The sequence below is a fragment of the Streptomyces sp. NPDC031225 genome, from assembly GCF_055570355.1.
The window spans coordinates 124,845-149,090 of record NZ_JBVIHJ010000007.1 but is presented as its reverse complement, the minus strand read 5'-3'; the positions used below and the strand labels follow the sequence as shown (position 1 = coordinate 149,090).

The window sequence follows — 24,246 nt, the reverse complement described above, 5'->3', positions numbered from 1 at the left end:
ACACCGATGAGCCGACGTCGTACTACCTGCCGCCGGTGGGTCAGCCGCTCCCGTCGGCCCCGGCCCCCCAGTCCCAGCCGCTGCCCGCCGACGAAGGCGCCACGCAGTTCATCCCGCCGGTCGCGGCCGGCCCCGCCCCCTACGAGGGGGCCACCCAGTACATCCCGCCCGTCCGCCCCGGCGCGCTCCCGCCCGAGGTGTCCGCCGAGGCGGCCCACTACCCGAGGCAGGCCCCGTACGGCGCGCAGCACGCGGCCCCGTACCCGCCCGCCGCCCCGGCCGGCTCCGATGCCGACGCGACGCAGTTCATCGCCCCCGTGCCCGGGCACGACCCCGGTGCGGCCTACGGCGGGGACCGGCAGCCGCCCTCCGAGTTCGACAACCTCTTCCGCGGATCCGGCGGCGACGGCGGTCCCGCGTCCACGCAGCAACTGCCGCGCTTCGCCCAGCCCGAGCCTGTGTCGCTCGGGTACGGGGGCCGGCAGCCGTCGTACGCCGCGCAGCAGCCGCCGTACGTCCCGCCGGGCGGCGACGACTATGACGACCACGGCGACCAGGGCGGGGGCAGGCGATCGCGGGTGCCCGTCATCGCCGCCGTGGGCATCGGCATCGTCGTGCTCGGTGTCGGCGCGGGCGCGCTGCTCGCCGGGAACGGGGGCGGGGGCGACGACGGGGGCGACAAGAACCAGACCGTGTCGGCGACGGCCCCCGCGAGCGACGGGTCCGCCTCGCCGTCCACGGACGCGGCGAAGACACAGGCCACCGAGCTGGACAAGCTGCTCGCGGACAGCGGCAACAGCCGCTCCTCGGTGATCAGCGCGGTGGCGAACGTGAAGTCCTGCAACAACCTCCCCCAGGCCGCCAAGGACCTGCGGGACGCGGCGACCCAGCGCACCGAGCTGGTGACCCGGCTGAAGGCGCTCTCCGTGGACCGGCTGCCGAGCCACACCGAGCTGACCGCGGCGCTCACCAGGGCCTGGCAGGCGTCCGCGTCCGCCGACAACCACTACGCGGCCTGGGCCGACCAGTCGGCCGGCAAGAAGGGCTGCAAGAAGGGCCAGGCCCGCACCACCGGCCAGACGGCGGCAGGCAACCGGGACAGCGGCACCGCCAGCACCGAGAAGGCCAGGGCGGCCCGGCTGTGGAACGCCATCGCGAAGAAGTACAGCCTGACCGAGCGCTCGGCGACCCAGCTGTAGGTGCCCGGGTGGGGGTGCGGCGCGCGCCCCCACCCGGTCAGTCGAGGTCGGCGTTCCTGAGCGTCTTCGTCGCGTCGGTGAAGCCCTGGCGGGCCGCCACGAGCTGGCCCTGCCGCACGACCTGGAGCGTCACGTTGGCGTTCACCATGCGCGGGAAGCCCACCGAGGCGAGGTCGTCGGATGCGCTCCAGGTGGCCCGGGTGGCCCACCGCAGGGTCGGCGTCAGCCCGCCGGTCGGCACCTTGAGCCCGTCGTTGAGGGCGCCGCGGATGCTGTCGGCGGACACCTCGCCACCGCCGAGCGACTCGACGGCCTTCCGGAACACCGTGTAGGCGATCCAGGTGGTCTGCACACCCGCGTCCGCCGAGTCGATGCGGTTGTCGCCGAAGGCCTCCTTGCTGATGACCTTCTTCATCGCGGCCCAGCGGGCATCGCCCTCCACCGGGTACCAGCCACTGATGTACGACCCCTCGTACGGCCCCGACGCCCCGCCGGACGCGTCGATCACCGTCTGGTCGACGCTGCCCATCGCCATGGCCGTGCGCACCGCGGGGTAGTCCTTGCGGGCGCGCCGGAAGGAGTCCATGAAGGTGCTGGTGCGGTCGCCGAGCGCGGGCACCACACACCCGTCCTTCGCCGAGCCGGACGCGGAGCCCGAGGTGGCGGAGGCCGAGCTGTCGAGGGCCTTCGTCGACTGCGCCGAGTACTCGGTGGCGTCGTCCGCCGCCCGCACGTCGCTCGCGGCCCTGTGCCCGCCGGTGGTCAGCCCCGAGTCCAGCAGCACGGGCAGCTCGTCGCCCGCGATGGTGTCGGGCCGTACGAGGGTGACGGCGCCGCAGGCCGAGGCGAGCTCCTTGCCGAGGCCGGCCAGCAGTGTGGGCTGACCGCCGTTGACGGGGTAGGACAGCGGGCTGGTGAACTCGGCGTTGGTGACGCCGTAGCCGCCGATGTAGGGGATGCCCGCGCCCTCCAGGGGCGGGAAGAACGAGTCGCCGTACTGGCTGTAGGAGCCGACGACCGCGACGACGTTCTCCTTGACCGCGCGCCGGGCGCACTTCGCGGCGGCCACCCCGTTGTTGTGGTCGTTGCAGGTCAGGACGGTGAGCTTGTGGCCGTTGATGCCGCCCTTGGAGTTGATCCAGCGGGCGTAGGCCTGGGCGAAGGCGGGCATGCCGGGCTTGTTGGTCGCGTTGGTGTCCGTGGGTGCCCAGGTCATGACCTTGATCGAGGTGTCCCCGGAACCCCCCGTGGTACCTGGGACGACCCCGCAGCCGGCGGCGAGCGTGGCACACGCCAGCAGCGCTCCCGCCGCTCGGACGGTGGCTCTGACGGGCCGGTGGTGCTCGGGGAGGAAGGTGCTGCGGATGCGTCGCCTGCCGGTCATGGGCACACACGCTTCCGTCACATCGCCAACTCGGAAGTGACTCTCGGTCAATGAAGGGTGACGTAAAGGTGAACAACGGGGGGCTGTGAGGTACATACGTGGGAAGAACGTACGATCGATGACCGTGCAAGGTTCGGAGAACTCTTCCCGTCGCGGCCGTCGCTCCCCCACCATGGGCGGCATGCCACTGAACGACATGCCGTGGTGGCGCTGGCGCAGCAATGTGCGCTCCGCGCTGCACATGCTCTCCGACCCAGGGTTCCAGCAGAGCGTCTGGCTGGCCGGCGTCGAGGGGTACGGGGACGTCACCGACGCCGTGTACCGCCTCGTCGAGGACACCTGGCTGGACAGCTGGTCCGCCGAGAAATACGTGGGCACGATCTTCCGGGACTCCCAGGAGGCCGCCCTCGTCGACACCGCCGTCCTGCGGGTGCTGCGGATCATGCACCAGGTCGGGCCCGACGCCCCCGTCTCCGTATACATGGAGAACCCGGGGTGGCCGGACGCCGTGCGGGCCGCCCGGGACGCGCACGTGCGGATGGCCGCGGCCGACGGGGACGACCCCGAGGCGCCGCCGCGCACGCTCCAGCTGCTCCAGCTCATGACCCGGTCCGCGTGACGGACGCGATGTCTCCGGCACCGGTGGATATGCGACCCTGTCCTGCATGAACGAGCAGTCCGCCCCCGCTGAGCAGTACGTCCTGACGCTGTCCTGCCCCGACAAGCAGGGCATCGTGCACGCCGTGTCGAGCTATCTCTTCATGACGGGCTGCAACATCGAGGACAGCCAGCAGTTCGGCGACCACGACACGGGTCTGTTCTTCATGCGCGTCCACTTCTCGGCGGAGTCCCCGGTGACGGTGGACAAGCTGCGGGCGTCCTTCGCGGCGATCGGTGACTCCTTCCACATGGACTGGCAGCTCAACCGGGCCGAGGACCGGATGCGGGTCGTGCTCATGGTCAGCAAGTTCGGGCACTGCCTGAACGACCTGCTGTTCCGCGCCCGTATCGGGGCCCTCCCGGTGGAGATCGCCGCCGTGGTCTCCAACCACACCGAGTTCGCCGAGCTGGTGAAGTCGTACGACGTTCCCTTCCACCACATTCCGGTGACGCGGGAGAACAAGGCCGAGGCGGAGGCGCGGCTGCTGGAGCTGGTGCGGGAGCAGGACGTCGAGCTGGTCGTGCTCGCCCGGTACATGCAGGTGCTGTCCGACGACCTGTGCAAGCAGCTGAGCGGCAGGATCATCAACATCCACCACTCGTTCCTGCCGAGCTTCAAGGGCGCGAAGCCGTATCACCAGGCTCACGCGCGGGGTGTGAAGCTGATCGGCGCGACGGCGCACTACGTGACCGCCGACCTCGACGAGGGGCCGATCATCGAGCAGGAGGTCGAGCGGGTGGCGCACGACGTCACGCCGGACCAACTGGTGGCGATCGGGCGGGACGTGGAGTGCCAGGCGCTGGCGCGGGCGGTCAAGTGGCATGCCGAGCGCAGGATTCTGCTGAACGGGCGCCGGACGGTCGTGTTCGCCTAGGAGCGCGGGTCTGTCCGTCGTAGGACGGCTGCGGGCCGTCTGTGGCTGGTCGCGCAGTTCCCCGCGCCCCTTGGGCACCTTCGGTGCGTCTGCCTAGGGGCGCGGGGCTGTTTCGATCTGCGGCTCCGCCGCGTGGGCGCGACCAGCCCCCACCGGCCCCGAGTGGATGCACCGAAGGTGCTTCAAGGGGCGCGGGGAACTGCGCGACCAGCCCCCACCGGCCCGCAGCCGACGGCGCTACATCCGGCTCAGGCTCGCCGCCGCCCGCAGCACGTCCCTGATGGCCTCACGATCACCCAGTTGACCCGCCGCAGCCTCCGCAGGAGACACGTGGCCCGCGGCGAGGTGGCAGAACTCGACCCCGTCCAGCGCCACATGGGCGACCTCGTGTGCCGCCGAACCCACCGCCGCGGGGGAGTCGAGGGGGATCAGCCACTCGCCACCGCCCAGGCCCTCGATCTCCAGCCGCAGACTGCGCCCCGGTTCCCCGGCAGGTGCCAGGTGCCGTCCGGGGACAGGTGACGCCAGCCCCTTCTGCCGCCGCTCCGCCAGCACTCCGGGCAACACGCGGGCCGCCAGGTCGATCATGCGGTTGAGGTGGCGCGGGGACGGGGGCTGGTAGGGGTAGTCGACCGCCTCCGCGATGTCCTCCGCGTGGACCCAGCACTCGAAGGCGCGGTCCAGCATCGCGTCGTGGAGGGGGAGTTCGAAGTCGCCGTACGCCACCGCGAGCTTGCCCGCGGTGCCGCCGGTGAAGGACACCGTGCGGACGAGGTCGTGGCTCTGCTCGCGCCAGGGGGCCCGGACGGAACGGGTCGGCGGGAAGTGGGACGCGCGCCAGTACGCCTCGGTGCGGCCCGCCGGGGTGGGCGCGACCGCGGGGACCTCGCCCATCGGATCGTCCAGGCCCAGGGCGACCGCGACGAGACCGTCGACGGACAGCAGGTGGGCGATGACCCCGGCGACCGTCGTACGGCGGCTCGTGGCCTCGTCGGCGTCGAACCAGCGCAGCCTGACCGGGGCGTGCCACTCGGCGTCGCCGAAGTCCTGGAGCAGCGCGTCGAGTCGGGCGGTCTCGGCGTCGTACGGCATGGCCCACCCGGGCAGCGGGATGCGCGGCGGGCGCCGGTCGAGGCAGCCGTCGAGGACGCGGGTGCGCAGGCCGGGGTCCAGGTCGAGGCTCTCCGGGCGCTGGAGCAGTCCTACGGCCCCGCGCAGCCGCAGTGCCTCGTCGGCGCAGGAGCCGCAGTCGCCGAGGTGATCCTCCACGGCGGCCGTCTCCTGCGCGGAGCAGGCGGCCAGTGCCCACGCCCCGAGCAGTGACTTCAGCACACGGTGCTCCAGAACGAGGGGAGCGGGATCGGGCAGTTCGTCCAGGGCGGGCAGGGGAAGGCCGGTGTCCTCCACGGAGGCCCGGGGCAGGGGTATGCGGGCCGGCCGGCCGGGATCGGGACCCTGGTTCTCGGGTTCTTCGTGGTCGTCGTGTTCCTCGGAACGGTCGCTCACGCCGCGCCCCCGTATCCCGGCGGAGCCCCCGGCGCTCCGGTGTCGTGGGCGGTGGACAGGAGTTGGAGGCCGAGGCGCAGGCGGCGCCGGGCCTCGTCCTCGGTGACGCCGAGGTCGGCGGCGGTCTGGCGGTAGTCGCGGCGCTGGAAGTAGGCCAGTTCCAGGGCGGCCCGCAGCGGGGTGGGCATGGCCTGGACGATGTAGTCGGCGCGGGCCGCGACCGAGGCGCGATGCACCTTGCGCTCCAGCTCCTCGGTGTCGGCGACCGCGCCCTCGCCGCCCTGGGTGAGTGCGGCGGTCTCGGTGACGCGCAGCCGCTGCACGGCCAGGCGGTGGGTCAGACCGGCGACCCAGGAGCGCAGCGGGCCCTGCTTGGGGTCGTAGGCCTCGGGGTGCTCCCAGACGTGGATGAAGACGTCCCGGGTGATGCCGTCGGCGGCGCGTTCGTCTTCGAGCACTCGGTGGGCAAGCCCGTACACGAGTGAAGCGAAACGGTCGTAGAGCTCACCGAGCGCGGCCGCCTCACCGCGTGCGAGCCGCTGCTGCATTTTGCGGTCCCAACGGGGCGGTGCGTCCTTCTTCGCCATGCGGCCCCCTCACCCCTGGAAGTGTCCGAGTCAAGCCTGCGCCCACTGTCTCCTCGAATGTAGTCGGCACCTCCGGCAGCGCACGCCCCTTTGTTCCAATGCGCGCCCCCGAGGGGCCTCAGGTGGTAGTGGACCTTGTCCACCCGCGCACTCGTTGATCAGACTCGATCGAACAGGATCGAAGTCGACTAAAACAAGCCTCTTGCGAACGATTCCCGTTTCTCGGTCGGAGTTTCAGGGAACGGCCGCTGGGCAGCCGCGCTGCAAGGAAGCGAAGGAAAGGCTTCCGGTTGTTCTCCGGCGAGCGAGGGGCATGGTGGTGGCGTTCAATGTGACCGGCGACGAGCAGGGCGACTGGGCCGTGCTCAGTGTGTCGGGCGAGCTGGATCTGGTGACCTCTCCGGTGCTCCGCCAGCACGTCCACGACGTGGTGGCCGAGGGGCGCCACAGTCTCGTCCTGGACCTCTCGGAGGTCTACTTCTGCGATTCCAGCGGCGTCGGGGTCCTCATTGCCTCCCGCCGTCTGATCCGCTCCTGCCAGGGCGAAATGCGTCTGATCCTCCCGGAACAGGGCGCCGCCGAGGGCTCCCACGTCAACCGCGTCCTCGGCGCCCTGGGTGTGCGCCGCCTGTTCGAGGTCCACCCGGACCTGGACTCGGCGACCGACGACGAGGCGAAACCCCTGTCCGCCTGAGCGCGCCGGCCCTGTACGCCGGTACAAGTGGGCCCGCACGGCTGTGACCTGGGGCACCCCGACTGCCACACCGGTGTCCCGAAATTCCCCCGGTCCTGGCACAGGCGCCGTCTTCCGGCCCGCGGGGCGCCGCTCGCGTCGTACGCTCCGTGCGAGACGCACCCGATGTGATGTGAGGCGGTCCGAAAAGACATGGTCAGCAGCGAGTACGAGCGCAGTATCGCCGGCCGGTTCGCCACCTTCGACCAGGACGGCAACGGCTACATCGACCGCGAGGACTTCAACGTGGCGGCCAAGGCGCTGCTCACCGAGTTCGCCACGACGGCACGCTCCGACAAGGGGCAGGCGCTGTACGCGGGCGCGGAGGCGTTCTGGCAGGGCATGGCCGGGATCGCGGACCGGGACGGCGACCAGCGGATCACCCGGGACGAGTTCGTCAACGGCGCCCTGAAGCGGCTGCGCGACAACCCGGACCGGTTCGCCGAGATCGCCCGCCCCTTCCTGCACGCGGCGCTCGCCGTCGCCGACCAGGACGGCGATGGACGCGCCACCGTCGAGGACACCGCGCGTGTGCTCACCATCCTGGGCGTGGGCGAGGACATCGCGCGGGCCGCCGCCGCGTCCCTGGACGCCGACGGGGACGGCAAGGTCGGCGAGGCCGAGATCGTGCCCGCCTTCGCCCGTTACTTCACCGTCCCCGAGTAAAGCTCCCTGAGCTTGTACTTCAGGACCTTCCGCAGGGCCTCGTTGCGCGGAAGGGCCTCCACCACCTCCAGCTGCTCCGGCAGTTTGTGGGGGGACAGGCCCTCCGCGCGCAGATAGGCGGTCACGGCGTCCAGGGTCAACTCCTCGGCGCCCTCGGGCTGTTCCACGACGGCACACACGCGTTCCCCGCGCTCGGTGTCCGGCAGCCCGATCACCGCCACGTCCCCGACGGCCGGATGCGCGGCCAGCAGGTCCTCGATCTCCTTGGCCGAGATGTTCTCGCCCTTGCGGATGATCACGTCCTTGAGCCGTCCGGTGAGCACCAGGTGGCCGGTGTCCTTCACGAACCCCAGGTCGCCCGTGCGCAGGAACCCGTCCTCGTCGAAGGCCTCCGCGGTCTGCGCCGGGTCCAGATACCCCTGGCAGACGGCCTCCCCCTTCAGCCGCACCTCCCCGTCCACGATCCGCACGGACATCCCCTCCGGGGGCCGTCCCTCCGTCGTAGCCAGGTTCTCCACGGTGTCGTCCGGCGCCCCCATCGTGATCATCGGCACCTCGGTCATGCCGTACCCGTGGGTGAGCTGCGCCCCCAACTCCCGTACGACGGCGTGGTAGATCTCCGGCGGCTTGGGCGCCCCGCCGCCGGCGAGCAGCCGCAGGCTCGGGATGATCCGCACTCCCGGCTGCTTGCGCTGCTCGGTGAGGAACATCGAGTAGAACGCCGTGGACCCGCCCGCCACCGTCACCCCGTGCTTGCGGTAGCCCTCCAGCGCGTCCGGGAGCGCGAACTGCTCGAACATCACCGCGGGGAAGCCGTACAGCAGCAGCATCACGGTGTAGTCGGGGCCCGCGATGTGCGCGTACGGGAACGCCATCGACCCCACGTCGTCGGCCGTCAGCCGCAGCGCGTGCGCGAGGCAGGAGCCGCCCGCGATCAGTGAACGGTCCGTGTGGAGAACGCCCTTGGGGTCGGAGGTGGTCCCCGAGGTCCAGTAGATCCACCGCACGGAGGTGCCGTCGGCGGGCGGGGCGGGCAGGACCTCCGGGTCACCGTCAGGGAGGTCGTCGTACGCCTCGAAGACGCCCCGGGCGCCGAGCCGCCGTGCCATCTCGGTGTGGTCGAAGCCGCGCCAGACGCCCGGCACCGCGAAGAACTCCGCCTTCGACTCCCTGAGGGCGAAGCCGACCTCGCGGTCCCGGTAGAACGGGATGACCGGCGACTGCACGGCGCCCAGGCGGGCGAGGGCGAAGGAGAGCAGGGCCGTCTCGATCCGGGTGGGCAGCTGCCAGGCGACGACCGTTCCGGGGCGTACGCCCATGCCGTGGAGGCCGGCCGCCACCCGCTCGGCACGCGCGCGCAGTTCACCGAAGGTGAGGGTGCGGTCGTCCTGGAGGAGGACCGGGCGGTCGGGGGTCAGGTCGGCGCGGCGGGCGAGGAGATCCCAGAGGGTGCGGGATGCGCTGAGCGCGTGGGCGGTGTCGGTCACGGCGGCCCCCTTGTGGAACTGACGGGTAGTCAGATCGTGGGCAGAGCGTAGGGCTCGACGCCTTGTCGGTCCAGGGGTGCGGGGCCTAGCCTTCGTCCACGAGCGCTGTCTGACGGGTCATCAGATAGGGGGCTGCCGTGGATCTCGCGTACACGCCGGAGGAGGAGGAGTTCCGGGCACGGCTGCGCGAGTGGCTCGCCAAGGCGCTCCCCGCGTTGCCGCCGAAGCCGTCCCCGGAGGACTGGCCGGGGCGCCGGGCCTACGACCTCGGCTGGCAGCGCATGCTGTACGACGCCGGGTACGCGCATGTGCACTGGGACGCCTCGCCGACCACCCGGCTGATCTTCCTGGAGGAGACGGAGACCGCGGGCGCGCCGTACGTGGGCGCAGGATTCGTGGGACTGCTCCACGCGGGGCCGACGATCGCCGCCGAGGGCAGCGCCGCGCAGCGGGAACGCTGGCTGGCGCCGATCCTGCGCGGCGAGGAGGTCTGGTGCCAGGGATTCAGCGAACCGGAGGCCGGGAGCGACCTGGCGTCCCTGCGCACCCGCGCGCGCAGGGACGGCGACGACTACGTGGTGACCGGCTCCAAGATCTGGACCTCGCACGCCGAGGTCGCCGACTGGTGCGAGCTGCTGGTGCGGACGGACCCGAAGGCGCCCAAGCACCGCGGGATCACCTGGCTGGCGATGCCGATGTCCGCCCCCGGCGTGGTGGTGCGGCCCCTGCGGACGCTCGCCGGGTCCGCCGAGTTCGCCGAGGTGTTCCTCGACGAGGTGCGGGTGCCGGTGGCGAACCGGGTGGGGGACGAGAACGACGGCTGGCGCGTGACCATGGTGACGCTGTCCTTCGAGCGCGGTACGGCCTTCGTGGGCGAGGTGGTCGCCTGCCGTCGCGTGCTCGGCGAACTCGCCCGTACGGCACGGGACAACGGGCGCTGGGACGATCCGGTGCTGCGGCGGCGACTTGGACGGCTCAACGCCGACTTCCGGGCGCTGTGGCGGCTGACGCAGTGGAACGTGAGCGAGGCGGAGGCGAACGGCGGGGTGCCCGGCGTGGGGGGGTCGGTCTTCAAACTGAGCTACTCGCACGCGCGCCAGGAGCTGTACGACACGGCGGCGGAGGTCCTGGGCCCTGAGTCACTGGATCTCGAACGGCCCTGGGTGCTCGACCGGTTGTCCTCCCTGTCGTACACCATCGCGGCCGGGACCTCGCAGATCCAGCGGAACATCGTGGCCGAGCGGATTCTCGGGCTGCCGAAAGGGCGGTGAGCGCCTGATGGGGTGCGGGGTGCTTGTGGGCCGACGGGTGCGGTCCCGTACCCCTGAGGTGGCCGACGCGGCCTGTGTGGAGAAGGGGCTGTGACATGCGGTTTCAACTGACCGAGGATCAGAAGGCCTTGCAGGCCGGCGTGCGGGAGATGCTCGCTCGGCGGTTCGACGGCGATGCCTTGCGGGCGGCCGTGGACTCTCCTGGGCTGGACCGCGCGCTGTGGCGGGAGCTGGGAGCGGCCGGGTTCTTCGCGCTGCGGGTGCCGGAGGCGGACGGCGGGGTCGGACTCGGGTCGGCGGAGGCCGTGTTGGTCTTCGAGGAGGCCGGGCGGGTTCTGCTGCCGGGGCCGCTGGTGGCCACCCACCTCGCGGCGGGGGTGGTGGACGGGGCTGCCGAGGGGGAGACCGTCGTCACGGACGTCGACGGCGGCGGGCTGGTGGAGTGGCTGGAGGAGGCGGACGTCGTACGCGGCGACGCCTTTGGGGCCGTACCCCTGAAGTCGGTCGATCCGCTGACGCCGCTGCACCGGGTGCCGGGCGCACGTGCGGGGGCGGCCGATCCCGTCGCCGTCCTCCTCACCGCCGCCGAGCAGCTCGGCACCGCCACGCGCGCGTGTGAGCTGGCCGTGCAACACGCCAGGACGCGAGAGCAGTTCGGGCAGCCGATCGGGGCCTTCCAGGCGGTCAAGCACCTGTGCGCGCAGCTGCTGGTGCGGGCGGAGACGGCGCGGGCCGCGGTGTACGCGGCTGCCGTGACCGGGGACCCCACGGACATCGCCGCGGCCCGGCTGCTGGCCGACGAGGCGGCCGAGCGGGGGGCCCGGGACTGTCTTCAGGTGTACGGCGGAATGGGGTTCACCTGGGAGTGCGAGGTGCAGCTGCTGCTGAAACGGGCCTGGGTGCGGGCCCGACGGAGCGGTGGCGGCGCGGGGAGCGAGGAGGCGCTCGCCGCCGATCTGCTGGTCTGAGCCGCCGCCGCCCGGAGTGGATGTCGCGGATTGTGGCATACCGGAATCACGGAGCGTTGATATCGGGTTGTGTCCTATGTGTGACTCGTCACGTCCTGGAGTCGGCGGCCTGCTCCGGTACCTTGTGTGAGATGCGAGTGGTTCGGAGCATGAGCCATGCCGGTGTTGCCGATGGGGCGGCCCCGGACCCGGCGATGCGCGCCGCAGATCGCAGGGTGGGAGGGCCTTCGTCCGCCGCCTGTTCGACTTCCCGGGGCGAGCGTCGCACAGTATCCCGCACGGGTACTCCTTCGCGCTGGAATATGCCCGAAGCGCTTGTTGGCGTGACTGTACGTCAACCATGCTGTCCAGTAAGGGATTCACGTTGCGTAATCCCGGCTTTGGTCATTGCTGGTCGTTGTTCCTGGTCATGCAAAAAATGGCTACGATCGTGGCCCTCGTGAGGCGCGAGGCCATGTGCCCGCCGGTTCGGATGGTGTGAGCGGTGCAGGTGCTTCAAGTGCAGCTGGAGATCCGGCCCGACCCCGCAGAGGTGGGTCGAGCTCGGCGGTGGGCCCGCTCGCGACTCGCCGTGTCCGGGATAGGGGCGGACGAACCACTCGCCGAGAACCTGATCCTGCTCGTGTCCGAACTGGTCACCAACGCCGTGGTGCACACCGGTCGGCCGGCCGTCCTGCGGCTGTCCCTGCCGGACGCGACGGCCGAGGCGGCCACCGTCCGCCTGGAGGTGGCCGACCGCAGCGGCCGGGCCCCCGTTCCGCGGTGCGTGGACGGCGACGCGACCGGCGGCCGCGGCCTCGCCCTCGTCGACGGACTCGCCGACCGCTGGGGCTGGAGCCGCGAGGGCGGCGGCAAGAGCATCTGGTGCGAACTGGACCGCTGTGCGCAGTCGCAGAAGGCCGCGGAGACCTACGACATCGACGCCTCGGCCTATGAAGGGCTGGCGTTCGAGGCCGTGTGACCGGCGCACGGTCGCAGAAACCGCCGCCTGCCTCGCCCTGCGACGGCCCGGTGCGCCGGGGGATGCGCCGATGCGCGGCCCGGACCGACAAGTCGTGGGCAACAAGTCCCCGTTGACGTGTTGACTCACCGTGTTTGACTGATCACGCTGGAGTGGGCGGTCCGCCGTGAGGGGACGCCGAGGGCTTCGGTGACGGAGGTCCTCGACGGGCGCGGGCCGTGAGCGGTGTCGATGTCCCCCGGGCAGGGGGGAGTCGATGACGGCGGCGCGCGGTGCCGAGCTCGGGGCGGGTCCGCGCGCCGCCGGCCGACGTCCTCACAGAACGGCCACCGGGGCCACCGGCGTTCCGGTGCCGCCGACGAACGGCTCCGGCATCGCCGACAGCAGGAACGCGTAGCGGTTTTCTTGTCCACAGGCTGTGGACAACTCTTCCAGGTTCCAGTTCTGGCCCTGGAGCATCCCCATCTCCACCAGGTCCAGCGCGTGCACCGGCAGCCACAGGTCCTCGACCTCGGGCGGGAAGATCTCGAACGTGAGCGTGTCGTTCGCGACCGCCGCGACATCGCGCGCGTGGAACCACTCCGGAGTGCGCACCGACAGGCCCGGCGACGGATAGGCGTAAGCCTCCTTGTCCCCCGCGAGATACACCTGGATCTGCCCGGTCCGTACGAGCACGACGTCACCGGCACGCACGCGTGTGCCCGCGAGATCCTCGGCGGCGTCCAGGTCCTCGGGGGTCACGGCGTGCCCCCCGTCCAGCCGGTCCACGCCCCGCGCGCGGGCCACGTCCAGGAGAACCCCGCGCGAGACGACGTGCCGTGCCTTGTCGATACCGGCGAACCCGGCGCCGCCGTGCGGGGTGATGGTGCCGGCCGGGCGCCCGTTGTAGAGCACGCCCGAGTGCGAGACATGGGTGAGCGCGTCCCAGTGCGTGGCCGCCTGGAGGCCCATGGTCACCGCGTCGTCGCTGCACGCGACCGTGCCCGGGCCGAAGATCTCCTGGTTGATCTGCACCATGGCGTGCAGGGGGTTGACCCGGCCCGGCATCATCCCGGTCTGCACGCCGTCCTGCTGCAGGGGCAGGGCGAGAGGGATGCGGCGACCCGTGCGCACGGTTGCGGCGGCCTCGCGGACGACCTCGTCGGTGATCAGGTTCAACGTGCCGATCTCGTCGTCGGAGCCCCAACGCCCCCAGTTGTTCACGCGCTTGGCGATGTCGTGGAACGCGGCCGGAAGTGACATCGGGCCCTCCCCGGGGCTTGTGTCCGCACATCTGACGGGTCATAAAATCTAACGGTCCGTCAGAAACCGCGGGAAGGGGCCGGGCATGGGGAACTTCTTGGCAGGCAGGGTCGTCGCCGTGACGGGCGCGGGACGGGGCATCGGGCGGGCCGTCGCACTGGCCGCCGCGGGCGAGGGTGCGCGGGTCGTCGTCAACGACTACGGCGTCGCCATGGACGGGGCGTCGCCCGCGAGCGAGGTCGCCTCGGGCGTGGTGAAGGAGATCGAGGCGGCCGGGGGCGAGGCCGTCGCCGTGGCCGACGACATCTCGACGATGGCGGGCGGGCAGCGGGTCGTCGACACCGCGCTGTCCTCGTACGGGCGGCTCGACGGTGTCGTGTGCGTCGCCGGGATCCTGCGCGAGCGGATGCTGTTCAACATGTCCGAGGAGGAATGGGATCCGGTGCTCGCCACCCATCTGAAGGGGACGTTCACGGTGTTCCGGGCGGCGTCCGCGGTGATGCGGAAACAACGGGCGGGGACGTTGATCGGGTTCACCAGCGGGAACCATCAGGGGTCGGTCTCGCAGGCGAACTACAGCGCGGCGAAGGGCGGGATCATCTCGCTCGTCCGCAGTGCGGCGCTCGGGCTGCACAAGTACGGGGTGACCGCCAACGCGGTGGCGCCGGTCGCGCGTACGCGGATGTCGGCGAACGTGCCGATGGAGCTCTCCGAGATCGGGGAGCCCGAGGACGTGGCCGCCATGGTGGTCTACCTGCTGTCGGAGCGGGCCCGCGAGGTCACCGGGCAGGTGTACACGGTCGCGGGGCCGAAGATCGCGGTGTGGGCCCAGCCCCGGGAACTGCGTGCCGCGTACGCCTCCGGCGGGTGGACGCCGGAAACGATCGCGGAGTCCCTGCCGGGGAGCGTCGGTGTCGATCCGATGCCGATGCTGGAGCGGTTGGCGGAGATGGAGAGGGCGGCGCGGGGTGGGGCGCGGCCCAATGCCGGATAGGCCGGGGGGTGCGCGTTGTCGGCGGCTGCGGGTCGGTGGGGGCCGGCCGCGCGGTTCCTCGCGCCCCTGGGTGGGTCCTCGCCAGGTGGGTTCGGTCGTGCGCCGGATGTCGGTGCCGTCGAGCGGTTCCCCGCGCCCCTGGGTCGGGGTGCGCTTGGTTGGTGGGTGCGGGTCCGTGGGGGCCGGCCGCGCAGTTCCCCGCGCCCCTGGGTGGGTCCTCGCCAGGTGGGTTCGGTCGTGCGCCGGATGTCGGTGCTGTCGCGCGGTTCCTCGCGCCTCTGGGTGGGTTGGTGTGGCCGGTGTGCGGGCGTTGGGAGGTCGCTGTGGAGTTCGGGTTCATGGCTGAGGACGAGGCGTTTCGGGGGGAAGCACGGGAGTGGCTCGCCGGGCATGCCGACGGCTCCCAGGACCGTCGTACCTGGGAGCGGACCCTCGGCAAGTCCGGTTGGATCGGGCTCGGTTGGGACGAAGGCGGCTACGGCAACCGGACCGCCACCCTCACCCAGCAGGTCGCCTGGGCCGAGGAGTACGCGCGGTCGGGGGCACCGGCGCGGTCCGGGCACATCGGGGAGAAACTGCTCGCGCCCACGCTCATCGCCCACGGCACCGACGAACAGAAGGCCCGCTTCCTCCCTCCCGTAGCCGCCGGGGAGGAGCTGTGGTGCCAGGGGTACAGCGAACCCGGGGCGGGCTCCGACCTCGCCGGGGTGCGGACCAGGGCCACGCGCGGCGAGGACGGGACGTATCGGATCAGTGGGCAGAAGATCTGGACGTCCCTCGCTCATGAGGCGGACTGGTGTTTCGTGCTCGCCCGGACCGACCCGCAGTCCCGTCGCCATCACGGACTGTCGTTCCTCCTCGTTCCCATGGACCAGCCGGGACGCATCGAGGTGCGGCCCATCCGGCAGCTGACCGGGACCAGCGAGTTCAACGAGGTCTTCTTCGACGGGGCGCACGCGCGCGCGGAGCATGTCGTCGGGGGCGAGGGGCAGGGCTGGCGGGTCGCGATGAGCCTGCTCGGGTTCGAGCGCGGGGTGTCCACGCTGGCCCAACAGGTGGGTTTCGCACAGGAGTTGACGCAGGTCATCCAGGCCGCCGTGCGCACCGACGCGATCGCTGATCCGGCCGTGCGCGCCCTGCTCGTGCGCCAGTGGGCCGAGTTGCGGACCATGCGGTGGAACGCCCTGCGCACGCTCGGGGGTTCGGGCGACGCCGGGGCCTCCAGCGCGGCCAAGCTGCTGTGGGCGGGGTGGCATCAGCGGCTCGGGGAGCTGGCGATGCTCGTGCGGGGCGCGGAGGCGGCGGCCGGACCCGACTGGTCCCCTGCCGCGCCGTACGAACTCGACGCCCTGCAACAGCTGTTCCTGTTCTCACGGGCCGACACCATCTACGGCGGTTCGGACCAGATCCAGCGCACCATCATCGCCGAGCGCGTGCTCGGTCTGCCCAGGGAACCCAAGGGGGTCGTCTGATGCGAGGCGTGCTGTTCGACGGGAGGCAGATCCAGGTCGTCGACGATCTGGAGGTGCGGGACCCGGGACCCGGGGAGGTGCAGGTCGCGATCTCGGCGGCCGGGCTGTGCCACAGCGACCTGTCCGTGGTGGACGGGACCATACCCTTCCCGGTTCCGGTGGTGCTGGGACATGAGGGCGCCGGCGTGGTCGAGGCGGTGGGGGAGGGGGTCACGCATGTCGGGCCCGGTGACCACGTGGCGCTGTCCACGCTCGCCAACTGCGGTGCCTGCGCCGACTGCGACCGGGGGCGGCCGACCATGTGCCGCAAGGCCATCGGGCGGCCCCAGAAGCCCTTCTCGCGGCGCGGGGAGCCGGTGTTCCAGTTCGCGTGCAACTCCGCCTTCGCGGAACGGACGGTCGTGAAGGCCGTTCAGGCGGTACGGATCCCGAAGGACATCCCGCTGACGTCCGCCGCGCTCATCGGGTGCGGGGTGCTGACCGGGGTGGGGGCCGTGCTCAACCGGGCCCGCGTGGACCGCGGGGAGAGCGTGCTGGTGATCGGGACCGGGGGCATCGGGCTCAACGTCATCCAGGGCGCGCGGATCGCGGGTGCCTCGCGGATCATGGCGGTGGACGCCAATCCGGCGAAGGAGGCGATGGCCCGGCAGTTCGGCGCGACCGACTTCCTGACCTCGGTGGACGGGGTGCGGGAACTGCTGCCGCGCGGAGTGGACCACGCCTTCGAATGCGTCGGCCGGGTCGAACTCGTGCGTGCCGCCGTCGACCTGCTGGACCGGCACGGGCAGGCGGTCCTGCTGGGAGTCCCGGCGGCGGGCGCGGAGGCGTCCTTCGTCGTGTCGTCGATGTTCCTCGACAAGGCCATCCTGGGCTGCCGGTACGGCTCCTCAAGGCCGCAGCGGGACATCCCGCTGTACGCGGACCTCTACCGGCAGGGCCGGCTGTTCCTCGACGAACTCGTCACGGAGACCTACCCGGTCGAGGACTTCGAGAAGGCGGTGGCCGACGCGGAGGCGGGGCGGGTGGCCCGGGGGGTGCTCACGTTCTAGGCCGCCGGTACGGGTGTTTCCGCGTACGGGGTGCCGACGGGCCCCGCGAAGCAGCCGCCCCCGGCCCGGAAGGTGCGGCGATACGCGGTCGGGGTGACCCCGAGGGCCGTCTGCAGGTGCTGGCGCATCGACTGGGCGGTGCCGAAGCCCGCGTCGTGGGCGACCTGGTCGACGGAGAGGTCGGTGGACTCCAGCAGGTGCCGGGCGCGCTCCACCCGCTGCTGGGTGAGCCACTGGCCGGGGCTGACGCCGACCTCCTCGCGGAAACGGCGCGTGAAGGTGCGCACCGACATCGCCTCCTGTCCGGCCATGTCCCGCAGCTGGATCGGCTCATGGAGGCGGCCCAGTGCCCAGGCGCGGGCCGAGGTCGTGGTCGACTGCTGCGGGTCGGGCACGGGCCGGTGGATGTACTGCGCCTGCCCGCCGTCGCGGTGCGGCGGTACGACGGTGCGGCGGGCCACGTCGTTGGCGACCGCAGTGCCGTGGTCGCGGCGAACCATGTGCAGGCACAGGTCGAGCCCGGCGGCGACGCCCGCGGAGGTCAGGACGTCCCCGTCGTCGATGAACAGGACGTCCGGGTCGACCCTGACCTGCGGGAAGAGCTCCTGGAGTCGGTCGGAGTCGGCCCAGTGCGTGGTGGCGGGGCGGCCGTCGAGGAGACCGGCGGCGGCCAGGACGTAGACGCCGGTGCAGATGGAGGCGAGCCGGGTGCCGGGGCGGATGTGGGCGAGGGCGGCGGCCAGTTCGTCGGTCAGCACGCCCTGCTCGAAGACCGGGCCGAGTTCGTACGACGCCGGGACGATCACGGTGTCGGCGGTGGCCAGGATCTCCGGGCCGTGCTCGACCTGGATGGCGAAGTCGGCGTCGGTCCGCACCGGGCCCGGCGGGCGGATCGAGCAGGTGACGACGTCGTACAGGAAGCGCCCCTCGGCGTCCCTGGGGCGGCCGAAGATCCGGTGCGGGATGCCCAGCTCGAAGGGGAGGACACCGTCCATGGCGAGGACGACGACGCGGTGCGGGCGGAAGTCCGGCTCACGACGGTCATCACGGTCCTGGCTCATGGCCCGATCCTAACGAACGATGTCCTCCGGGCCAATGGATTCGGGGCGGCGCAGGACGGAAGCTCTATGTCGTGACCCAGACAACCGAGGCCGTCGACCGGGCGCCCCAGCCGGAGAAGCCGCCGACCCGCATCCACCGGGCATGGTTCGTGGCCGCAGTCACCTTCGTGACGATCATCGGCGCGGCCGCCTTCCGCTCCCTGCCCGGCCTCCTCATCGATCCTCTGCACGAGGACTTCGGCTGGTCGCGCGGCACCATCGGCGCGGCCGTCTCCGTGAACCTCGCGCTGTACGGCCTGACCGCGCCCTTCGCGGCGGCGCTGATGGACCGCTTCGGCATCCGCCGGGTGGTCGCGGTCGCGCTGACCGTGATCGCGGTCGGCTCCGGCCTGACCGTGTGGATGACGGCCGCCTGGCAGCTGATGCTGTACTGGGGCCTGCTGGTCGGTATGGGCAGCGGCTCGATGGCACTGGCGTTCGCCGCGACCGTCACCAACCGCTGGTTCACCGAGCGGCGCGGCCTGGTCACCGGCATCCTGACCGCCGCCTCCGCCTCCGGCCAGCTGATCTTCCTGCCGGCGCTGTCCTGGATGGTGGAGAACCACGACTGGCGCCCGGCCGCGATCACCGTCGCCCTCGCCGCCCTCGCGGTCGTCCCCTTCGTGTGGCTGCTGCTGCGCGACCACCCGGCCGACGTGGGCCTGCGGCCGTACGGCGCCAAGGAGTTCGTACCGAAGCCGGAACCGGTGCAGGGCGCCGCGCGCCGGACGGTGACGGTCCTGTCCCGGGCCGCCCGCACCGGCACCTTCTGGCTGCTCGCCGGCACCTTCGCGATCTGCGGCGCCTCCACCAACGGCCTGGTGCAGACCCACTTCGTGCCCGCCGCACACGACCACGGCATGCCCATCACGGCCGCCGCCTCGCTGCTCGCGGTCATCGGCGTCTTCGACGTCGTCGGCACGGTCGCCTCCGGCTGGTTCACCGACCGCTTCGAACCGCGCCGCCTGCTCGCCGTGTACTACGCCCTGCGCGGTGTCTCGCTCCTCTTCCTGCCCATGCTGCTGGGCCCGTCGGTCCACCCGCCGATGCTCTTCTTCATCGTCTTCTACGGCCTCGACTGGGTCGCCACCGTCCCGCCGACCATCGCCCTGTGCCGCGAGCAGTACGGCGACGACAGCGCGATCGTCTTCGGCTGGGTCCTCGCCTCCCACCAGGTCGGCGCCGCCCTCATCGCCTTCCTCGGCGGTGTCGCACGGGACGTGTTCGGGTCGTACGACATGGTCTGGTACGCGTCGGGAGCGCTGTGCGCGGTGGCGGCGCTGATGGCACTGGTGATCCGGCGCAGGCCGGCTGCCGCTGTCCTCGCGGTGGCCTAGCGGCGAGGAGTCCGTCGGCGAGGGGACCGGGATACGCGCTGAGGGTCCGCAGGCGGGGCAGCCCGATGAACGAGCGGTCGCCGCGGTGCCTCAGACGAACCGCCCGTTGTGGAACAGCAGCGGCGCCTCGCCCTCGCCCGTTCCCAGCGCGTCCACCCGCCCCACGATGATGAGGTGGTCCCCGCCGGTGTGGACGGCGTGGATCGTGCAGTCGATCCACGCGAGCGTGCCCGCGAGGCGGGGGGAGCCGGAGACCGGTGCCGGATCGTGCGCCACGCCCGCGAACTTGTCCGCGCCGCTCCTCGCGAACCCCCTGCACAGGTCGCCCTGGTCCGCGCTCAGGACGTTCACGCAGAAGACGCCCGCCCGGGCGATACGCGGCCAGGTCGTCGACGTACGGCCCACCATGAAGGCGACGAGCGGCGGGTCGAGGGAGAGGGAGGAGAAGGACTGGCAGGCGAAGCCGGCGGGGCCCTCGCCGTCCGCCCCGGGTGCCGTCACCACGGTCACGCCGGACGCGAAGCTCCCCAGCACACGCCGGAACTCGGCCGGGTCGACCGGTGCCCGCTCGTCCTCGCGGACACACCTCAACTCCGGGCGGGGCAGCGCCTCGACGGCGAGGGCCTTTCCGGACCGGAGGTAGCGGACGGCCGCCTCCGCCATTCCTGCTTGTCCCATCACCTCTCCATTGAAGCTGACGGTGTGTCAGATGAAAAGGGGTCGGGCACGCGCGCGTGAGGCCGCACATAGGGTGCGTTCATGGGGTGGGGGAACGTACGGCTCAACGAGGCCGCCGCGGTGTGCGCGGCGCAGGTTCCGGCGATCGGTCTGATCTGGTGGACCGAGGTCAGGCTGGGCGACGACTACGCGTACGCGGGCGCGTACGGGTTCCTCTCCGTGTTCGCCCTCGCATGCCTCCTCGTCGTGATGCCGCTGATCCTGCCGGTCCTCGGCCTCGCGCACGCGGTGGCCCAGGTCGTGCCGGCGCAGGCACTGGCGCGGCTCGTCGTCAGCCGCGCGCGGGGGCCCGTGTGGGCCTGGAACCTGGTGTGCGCGGCAGGCCTCGGTGTGGTGTGGGCGGGCCTCGCCGGGCTGCTGTGGGGGTGGCCGTTCCTCACCACGGCACCGCTCCTCGCGGCCCTCGGCCTGCTGCCGATGCTCGGCCTGGGCCGGCTTCGCAGACGTGTCCGTAGCTTCTGGGGCGTATGGCTGCCCGCCCTGTTCGCCTCCGTCGGGCTGTTCCTGCTGGTGTTCGTCGGCGGGGTGCTGGCCTCGCTCACGGGGATCGTCGAGGAGTACGAGCCTCCGCACCTGTCCGCCGCGCAACTCGCCGGGGAATGGCACGGGGCCGACGACGCGGTGCTGCGGCTGCGTGAGGACGGGCGGGCCGACCTCACCGCCCTGCCCGCCGAATCCGGCACGGAGGTGGACGAGTCGGCGGACCCGACGGCCTTCACCGTGTGCGACGGCACCGGCACCTGGCTGCTCGACGACAAGGGCGGCTACGACCCCGACACCGACGGCCCCGAGGGACGCGCCGGAGTCGTCGTACGGTTCGACGGGCGGTGCGGGCAGGAGACGTACTGGAGGATCGGCGGGACGGCGGCCGAGCCCGAGCTGTTCGTGCCGTTCGGGGACCCGGACGCGCCGGACCTGCGGATCCTGACCCGGGACTGAGTCTCAACGGCCCCTGAACCGCGGGCTCCTGCGCTCCACGAAGCTCGCCAGGCCCTCCTTCGCGTCCGCCGTCGTCATGTTGATCTCCTGAGCGGTGGCCTCCGCGGCGAAGGCGGTGCTGCGGTCGCTGTCGAGGGAGGCGTTGACGAGCTGTTTCGTCAGGGCGAGGGCGCGCGTCGGGCCGGTGGCGAGACGGGCCGCCCACTCGCGGGCTGTCTTGTCCAGCTCCCCGTCCGGGACGACCCGGTTGACCAGGCCCAGGCGTTCGGCGTCCGGGGCGGAGAGCGCGTCGCCGAAGAACATCAGCTCCTTGGCGCGCCGGGGCCCGACCAGGCGGGGCAACAGGTAGGCGCCGCCACCGTCGGGGACCAGGCCCCGGCGTACGAACACCTCGATGAACCGCGCCGATTCGGCGGCCAGGACGAGGTCGCAGGCGAAGGCCAGATGCGCGCCGATGCCGGCCGCGGTGCCGTTCACCGCCGCGATCACCGGCTTCTCGCAGTCGAGGACGGCGGCGATCAGCCGCTGGGCGCCGAGCCGGATCACGCGGGCCACGTCACCGGCGACCGGGTCCCCCGCGCCCGCCCCGCCCCGCAGGTCGGCCCCCGCGCAGAAGCCGCGCCCGGTTCCGGTGAGGACGACGGCCCGTACGTCCGGGTCACCCGAAGCCTGCGCCAACAGCTCGATGATCCGGTCCCGTTGGCCGGGGGCGAGGGCGTTCAGGGCCTCGGGCCTGTTGAGGGTGATGTACGAGACCTGGCCGTCGAGGGTGTGCAGGACCTCGCTCACCGGCACACCACCAACGCGTCCAGCGCCACCGCCCCCTGCCCCCGGGGCAGCACCATCAGCGGGTTGATGTCGAGCTCCGCCACCTCGTCCCCGAGCTCCAGCACCATGCGCTGCACGCGCAGGACGACCTCCACGAGCGCGTCGAGATCCGCGGGGGGCCGCCCCCGGACCCCGTCCAGCAGGGCCCGCCCGCGCAGGTCCTCCAGCATGTCCCGGGCCTGCTCCTCCCCGAAGGGCGGCACGCGTACGGCGGTGTCGCGCAGCACCTCGACCAGCACCCCGCCGAGCCCCACCGTCACCGTCGGCCCGAACAGCTCGTCGTGCGCGGCCCCGACGACCATCTCGACGCCCCGCTCGACCATCTGGCACACCAGGACCCCGTCCAGCGGGACGTCCTCGTAGCGGGCGATGTCGGTCAACTCCCGGTAGGCGTCCCGGACCTGGCTGGCCGATGTCAGGCCGATCTTCACCAGGCCGAGCTCGGTCTTGTGGGCGATCCTCGCCCCGGACGCCTTCATCACCACCGGGTAGCCGACCAGGCCCGCCGCGCGTACGGCCGCCGCCGCGCTGGTCACCAACTGCTCGCGCGGCACCCGGATCCCGTACGCCCGCAGCAGCTGTTTCGCCGCGTGCTCGCTCAGCTGCTGGCCCGGGCGCATCAGTGCCTGCGCCTTGCGGAAGGAGGGCGAAGGGGTGCGCGGGGCCTCGTCGAAGGGAGAGCGGTAGCCGGTGACGAAGCGGTGGTGGGCGAGGTAGGCGCGGACCGCGGTGATGCAGTTGCCGACCGTGCGGAAGGTGGCCACCCGGGAGGAGCCCAGCAGCACCTCGCGGTAGGCCGGTTCGGTGCCGACGGGCGAGCCCCACACCACGCACACCAGCTTGTCGGTCTGCTCGGCCGCGTCCACCAGGTCCTGCACGAGCCGGTCGCTCAGGGGCGGAAAGGGTCCCGTGACCGGGCAGATCAGCACTCCGACGGCGGGGTCGGCGAGGATCGCGTCGATGATCTTCCGGCCCCGCCAGTCGCCGACCGGGTGCCCGCCGTTGTCGACGGGGTTGGCCACGCTCAGGAACTCCGGTATCCACTGGTGCAGTTCGGCCTGCTTGGCTTCGGACAGCGGCGGCAGCCTCAGCCCCGCCTCCGTCGCCAGGTCGGCGAAGTGCGCGCCGGTGCCGCCCGAGATCGAGTAGACGACGACCCCCTCGGCGACCGGCGGCTTCGCCCGGGCCAACAGGGTGGCGGTGTCCTGGAGTTCGTCGAGACCGTCGACGCGGATCACGCCGTACTGCCGCATCGCCGCGTCCACCACCGCGTCGGCGCCGGTCAGCTTCCCGGTGTGGGAGGCGGCCGTGCGGGCGCCGGTCTCGGTGCGGCCCACCTTGACCGCGACCACCGGCATCCTGCGGCGGGCCGCCCGGTCTGCGGCGAGCAGGAAGGAGCGCCCGTCCTTGAGGCCCTCGACGTAGCAGGCGATGGCGCCGACCTCGGGCCGCTCGGCGAAGTAGGAGAGGAAGTCGGAGGTCTCCAGGTCGGCCTCGTTGCCGGTGGGGGCCCAGTGGGTGAGGCGGATGCCGAGTTCCTGGAGGGCGAAGACGGGGCGGCCCTGGTGGCCGGACTGGGTGATCAGGGCGATGCCGGGACCGTCGAGATCCTTGCGGAACGACGAGAAGGCGTTCAGGTTGGTGTTGGGGCCCAGCAGGCGCATCCCCGACTCCGCCACCGCGGCCGCGAGACGCTCCTGGGCGGCCGCCCCCTCCTCTCCGGTCTCGGCGAAGCCGGAGGCGAAGGCGACCGCGAACTTCACCTTGGCCTCGGCCAGTTGCTCGATCACGGGGAGGGGGTCTGCGACCAGCAGGACCGCGAGGTCGACCTGCTCGGGCAGATCGGACACGGCGGCCACACAGGGGATGCCGAAGACCGCCGGACGGGTCGGGTGCACCGGGTGCAGCCGGGCGCCGACCCGGTCGGCCCAGTCGATCAGCTGCCGGGTGACGCCGGTGTTCGGGCGGCCCTCGGTGTCCGAGGCCCCGATCACGGCGACCGACTCCGGCCGGAAGAAGCGGTCCAGATCGGGGACGTCGGCATACAACGGCCGCCCGCTGACGTCGAGATCGTCGACGTCGGCAGGCCTGCCGTGGACGGCGGGCCCGGGTTGCTCGCCGCACGCGATGACCCGGGCCCGGCGGGAGTCGGTGGTGAGGGTGCCGTGGGTTGATCCAAGCATCGGTCCGCCCGCTCCTGTGTGACAGCTCCATTAACTGACGCTCTGTCAGATTACAGAACTGACGGGA

22 protein-coding genes are annotated in these 24,246 nt (G+C 72.0%); 13 read left to right on the top strand and 9 right to left on the bottom strand.

The genetic code is table 11. From position 1 onward, the window contains the following. The coding region (locus ACZ48Z_RS14275) for a hypothetical protein (RefSeq protein ID WP_468736125.1) at nucleotides 1–1,199 on the top strand (1,199 nt) is incomplete at its 5' end. A 37-nt stretch (nucleotides 1,200–1,236) separates the two neighbouring features. Here the strand turns inward: ACZ48Z_RS14275 and ACZ48Z_RS14270 are convergent. Continuing rightward, the gene (locus ACZ48Z_RS14270; RefSeq protein ID WP_468736124.1) at nucleotides 1,237–2,583 is read right to left on the bottom strand and encodes an ABC transporter substrate-binding protein; all 1,347 of its coding nucleotides are present in this window, start codon (nucleotides 2,581–2,583) and stop codon (nucleotides 1,237–1,239) included. A gap of 118 nt (nucleotides 2,584–2,701) precedes the next feature. Between ACZ48Z_RS14270 and ACZ48Z_RS14265 the strand changes: the two genes are divergently transcribed. Beyond that, nucleotides 2,702–3,202 carry an SCO4402 family protein gene (locus ACZ48Z_RS14265; RefSeq protein ID WP_468736123.1) on the top strand — a complete coding sequence of 167 codons (501 nt, stop codon included), beginning with the start codon at nucleotides 2,702–2,704 and terminating at the stop codon, nucleotides 3,200–3,202. A 46-nt stretch (nucleotides 3,203–3,248) separates the two neighbouring features. After that, nucleotides 3,249–4,118 (top strand): formyltetrahydrofolate deformylase, encoded by an 870-nt coding sequence (purU, locus tag ACZ48Z_RS14260; RefSeq protein ID WP_468736122.1) that lies wholly within the window; start codon nucleotides 3,249–3,251, stop codon nucleotides 4,116–4,118. A 237-nt stretch (nucleotides 4,119–4,355) separates the two neighbouring features. Here purU and ACZ48Z_RS14255 read toward each other — a convergent pair whose 3' ends face one another. Both ACZ48Z_RS14255 and ACZ48Z_RS14250 read right to left on the bottom strand, forming a co-directional pair. Next, nucleotides 4,356–5,624: an MDMPI N domain containing protein gene (locus ACZ48Z_RS14255; protein ID WP_468736121.1), complete on the bottom strand. Its 1,269-nt coding sequence runs from the start codon at nucleotides 5,622–5,624 to the stop codon at nucleotides 4,356–4,358. Continuing rightward, nucleotides 5,621–6,211 carry a sigma-70 family RNA polymerase sigma factor gene (locus ACZ48Z_RS14250; protein ID WP_468736120.1) on the bottom strand — a complete coding sequence of 197 codons (591 nt, stop codon included), beginning with the start codon at nucleotides 6,209–6,211 and terminating at the stop codon, nucleotides 5,621–5,623. The genes ACZ48Z_RS14255 and ACZ48Z_RS14250 overlap by 4 nt, the downstream gene beginning before the upstream one ends. A 313-nt stretch (nucleotides 6,212–6,524) precedes the next feature. Between ACZ48Z_RS14250 and ACZ48Z_RS14245 the strand changes: the two genes are divergently transcribed. Together ACZ48Z_RS14245 and ACZ48Z_RS14240 are read left to right on the top strand one after the other, a co-directional pair. Beyond that, the gene (locus ACZ48Z_RS14245) at nucleotides 6,525–6,905 is read left to right on the top strand and encodes an STAS domain-containing protein (protein WP_468736119.1); all 381 of its coding nucleotides are present in this window, start codon (nucleotides 6,525–6,527) and stop codon (nucleotides 6,903–6,905) included. Between the two features lie 192 nt (nucleotides 6,906–7,097). Further along, complete coding sequence (locus ACZ48Z_RS14240; RefSeq protein WP_468736118.1) at nucleotides 7,098–7,610, top strand: EF-hand domain-containing protein; 513 nt, start codon at nucleotides 7,098–7,100, stop codon at nucleotides 7,608–7,610. Here the strand turns inward: ACZ48Z_RS14240 and ACZ48Z_RS14235 are convergent. Then, complete coding sequence (locus ACZ48Z_RS14235) at nucleotides 7,589–9,097, bottom strand: class I adenylate-forming enzyme family protein (protein ID WP_468736117.1); 1,509 nt, start codon at nucleotides 9,095–9,097, stop codon at nucleotides 7,589–7,591. The genes ACZ48Z_RS14240 and ACZ48Z_RS14235 overlap by 22 nt on opposite strands. A 137-nt stretch (nucleotides 9,098–9,234) precedes the next feature. On the opposite strand from ACZ48Z_RS14235, the gene ACZ48Z_RS14230 reads away from it, so the two are divergent. The 3 genes from ACZ48Z_RS14230 to ACZ48Z_RS14220 all read left to right on the top strand — a co-directional run bounded on the left by ACZ48Z_RS14230 (nucleotide 9,235) and on the right by ACZ48Z_RS14220 (nucleotide 12,297). Continuing rightward, nucleotides 9,235–10,368 carry an acyl-CoA dehydrogenase family protein gene (locus ACZ48Z_RS14230; RefSeq protein WP_468736116.1) on the top strand — a complete coding sequence of 378 codons (1,134 nt, stop codon included), beginning with the start codon at nucleotides 9,235–9,237 and terminating at the stop codon, nucleotides 10,366–10,368. 95 nt (nucleotides 10,369–10,463) lie between these two features. Then, a complete protein-coding gene (locus ACZ48Z_RS14225; protein ID WP_468736115.1) occupies nucleotides 10,464–11,336 on the top strand; it encodes an acyl-CoA dehydrogenase family protein in 873 nt (290 codons plus the stop codon). Nucleotides 11,337–11,835: 499 nt separating this feature from the next. After that, nucleotides 11,836–12,297 carry an ATP-binding protein gene (locus tag ACZ48Z_RS14220; protein ID WP_468736337.1) on the top strand — a complete coding sequence of 154 codons (462 nt, stop codon included), beginning with the start codon at nucleotides 11,836–11,838 and terminating at the stop codon, nucleotides 12,295–12,297. Between the two features lie 315 nt (nucleotides 12,298–12,612). Here ACZ48Z_RS14220 and ACZ48Z_RS14215 read toward each other — a convergent pair whose 3' ends face one another. Further along, nucleotides 12,613–13,539: a cyclase family protein gene (locus tag ACZ48Z_RS14215; RefSeq protein ID WP_468736114.1), complete on the bottom strand. Its 927-nt coding sequence runs from the start codon at nucleotides 13,537–13,539 to the stop codon at nucleotides 12,613–12,615. Nucleotides 13,540–13,624: 85 nt separating this feature from the next. Here ACZ48Z_RS14215 and ACZ48Z_RS14210 point away from each other — a divergent pair, with 85 nt between their 5' ends. The 3 genes from ACZ48Z_RS14210 to ACZ48Z_RS14200 all read left to right on the top strand — a co-directional run bounded on the left by ACZ48Z_RS14210 (nucleotide 13,625) and on the right by ACZ48Z_RS14200 (nucleotide 17,054). Next, nucleotides 13,625–14,533, top strand: coding sequence for an SDR family oxidoreductase (locus ACZ48Z_RS14210; RefSeq protein WP_468736113.1), 909 nt, complete (start codon nucleotides 13,625–13,627; stop codon nucleotides 14,531–14,533). A gap of 323 nt (nucleotides 14,534–14,856) precedes the next feature. Continuing rightward, entirely contained in the window at nucleotides 14,857–16,005 is a 1,149-nt protein-coding gene (locus ACZ48Z_RS14205; protein WP_468736112.1) for an acyl-CoA dehydrogenase family protein, read from the top strand. Continuing rightward, on the top strand, nucleotides 16,005–17,054 hold the full coding sequence (locus tag ACZ48Z_RS14200) for a Zn-dependent alcohol dehydrogenase (protein WP_468736111.1): 1,050 nt from the start codon (nucleotides 16,005–16,007) through the stop codon (nucleotides 17,052–17,054). The genes ACZ48Z_RS14205 and ACZ48Z_RS14200 overlap by 1 nt, the downstream gene beginning before the upstream one ends. Here the strand turns inward: ACZ48Z_RS14200 and ACZ48Z_RS14195 are convergent. Further along, complete coding sequence (locus tag ACZ48Z_RS14195; protein WP_468736110.1) at nucleotides 17,051–18,115, bottom strand: GlxA family transcriptional regulator; 1,065 nt, start codon at nucleotides 18,113–18,115, stop codon at nucleotides 17,051–17,053. The two genes, ACZ48Z_RS14200 and ACZ48Z_RS14195, sit on opposite strands and share 4 nt — an antisense overlap. Before the next feature lie 71 nt (nucleotides 18,116–18,186). Between ACZ48Z_RS14195 and ACZ48Z_RS14190 the strand changes: the two genes are divergently transcribed. Then, the gene (locus ACZ48Z_RS14190; protein ID WP_468736109.1) at nucleotides 18,187–19,491 is read left to right on the top strand and encodes an MFS transporter; all 1,305 of its coding nucleotides are present in this window, start codon (nucleotides 18,187–18,189) and stop codon (nucleotides 19,489–19,491) included. 90 nt (nucleotides 19,492–19,581) lie between these two features. Here ACZ48Z_RS14190 and ACZ48Z_RS14185 read toward each other — a convergent pair whose 3' ends face one another. Beyond that, a complete protein-coding gene (locus tag ACZ48Z_RS14185; RefSeq protein WP_468736108.1) occupies nucleotides 19,582–20,169 on the bottom strand; it encodes a flavin reductase family protein in 588 nt (195 codons plus the stop codon). Between the two features lie 81 nt (nucleotides 20,170–20,250). On the opposite strand from ACZ48Z_RS14185, the gene ACZ48Z_RS14180 reads away from it, so the two are divergent. Beyond that, complete coding sequence (locus tag ACZ48Z_RS14180; protein ID WP_468736107.1) at nucleotides 20,251–21,168, top strand: hypothetical protein; 918 nt, start codon at nucleotides 20,251–20,253, stop codon at nucleotides 21,166–21,168. A gap of 3 nt (nucleotides 21,169–21,171) precedes the next feature. Here ACZ48Z_RS14180 and ACZ48Z_RS14175 read toward each other — a convergent pair whose 3' ends face one another. Both ACZ48Z_RS14175 and ACZ48Z_RS14170 read right to left on the bottom strand, forming a co-directional pair. Continuing rightward, the gene (locus ACZ48Z_RS14175) at nucleotides 21,172–21,963 is read right to left on the bottom strand and encodes an enoyl-CoA hydratase/isomerase family protein (RefSeq protein ID WP_468736106.1); all 792 of its coding nucleotides are present in this window, start codon (nucleotides 21,961–21,963) and stop codon (nucleotides 21,172–21,174) included. Then, complete coding sequence (locus ACZ48Z_RS14170; protein ID WP_468736105.1) at nucleotides 21,954–24,179, bottom strand: acetate--CoA ligase family protein; 2,226 nt, start codon at nucleotides 24,177–24,179, stop codon at nucleotides 21,954–21,956. The genes ACZ48Z_RS14175 and ACZ48Z_RS14170 overlap by 10 nt, the downstream gene beginning before the upstream one ends. Between the last annotated feature and the right edge of the window lie 67 nt (nucleotides 24,180–24,246).

Excerpts from the sequence above, each read along its gene's own strand:
- ACZ48Z_RS14225 (WP_468736115.1), top strand. The coding sequence starts at position 10,464 with ATGCGGTTTCAACTGACCGAGGATCAGAAGGCCTTGCAGGCCGGCGTG.
- ACZ48Z_RS14215 (WP_468736114.1), bottom strand. The coding sequence starts at position 13,539 with ATGTCACTTCCGGCCGCGTTCCACGACATCGCCAAGCGCGTGAACAAC.
- ACZ48Z_RS14170 (WP_468736105.1), bottom strand. The coding sequence starts at position 24,179 with ATGCTTGGATCAACCCACGGCACCCTCACCACCGACTCCCGCCGGGCC.
- ACZ48Z_RS14265 (WP_468736123.1), top strand. The coding sequence starts at position 2,702 with ATGACCGTGCAAGGTTCGGAGAACTCTTCCCGTCGCGGCCGTCGCTCC.
- ACZ48Z_RS14180 (WP_468736107.1), top strand. The coding sequence starts at position 20,251 with ATGGGGTGGGGGAACGTACGGCTCAACGAGGCCGCCGCGGTGTGCGCG.
- ACZ48Z_RS14195 (WP_468736110.1), bottom strand. The coding sequence starts at position 18,115 with ATGAGCCAGGACCGTGATGACCGTCGTGAGCCGGACTTCCGCCCGCAC.
- purU (WP_468736122.1), top strand. The coding sequence starts at position 3,249 with ATGAACGAGCAGTCCGCCCCCGCTGAGCAGTACGTCCTGACGCTGTCC.
- ACZ48Z_RS14210 (WP_468736113.1), top strand. The coding sequence starts at position 13,625 with ATGGGGAACTTCTTGGCAGGCAGGGTCGTCGCCGTGACGGGCGCGGGA.
- ACZ48Z_RS14250 (WP_468736120.1), bottom strand. The coding sequence starts at position 6,211 with ATGGCGAAGAAGGACGCACCGCCCCGTTGGGACCGCAAAATGCAGCAG.
- ACZ48Z_RS14200 (WP_468736111.1), top strand. The coding sequence starts at position 16,005 with ATGCGAGGCGTGCTGTTCGACGGGAGGCAGATCCAGGTCGTCGACGAT.
- ACZ48Z_RS14185 (WP_468736108.1), bottom strand. The coding sequence starts at position 20,169 with ATGGGACAAGCAGGAATGGCGGAGGCGGCCGTCCGCTACCTCCGGTCC.
- ACZ48Z_RS14245 (WP_468736119.1), top strand. The coding sequence starts at position 6,525 with ATGGTGGTGGCGTTCAATGTGACCGGCGACGAGCAGGGCGACTGGGCC.
- ACZ48Z_RS14270 (WP_468736124.1), bottom strand. The coding sequence starts at position 2,583 with ATGACCGGCAGGCGACGCATCCGCAGCACCTTCCTCCCCGAGCACCAC.
- ACZ48Z_RS14240 (WP_468736118.1), top strand. The coding sequence starts at position 7,098 with ATGGTCAGCAGCGAGTACGAGCGCAGTATCGCCGGCCGGTTCGCCACC.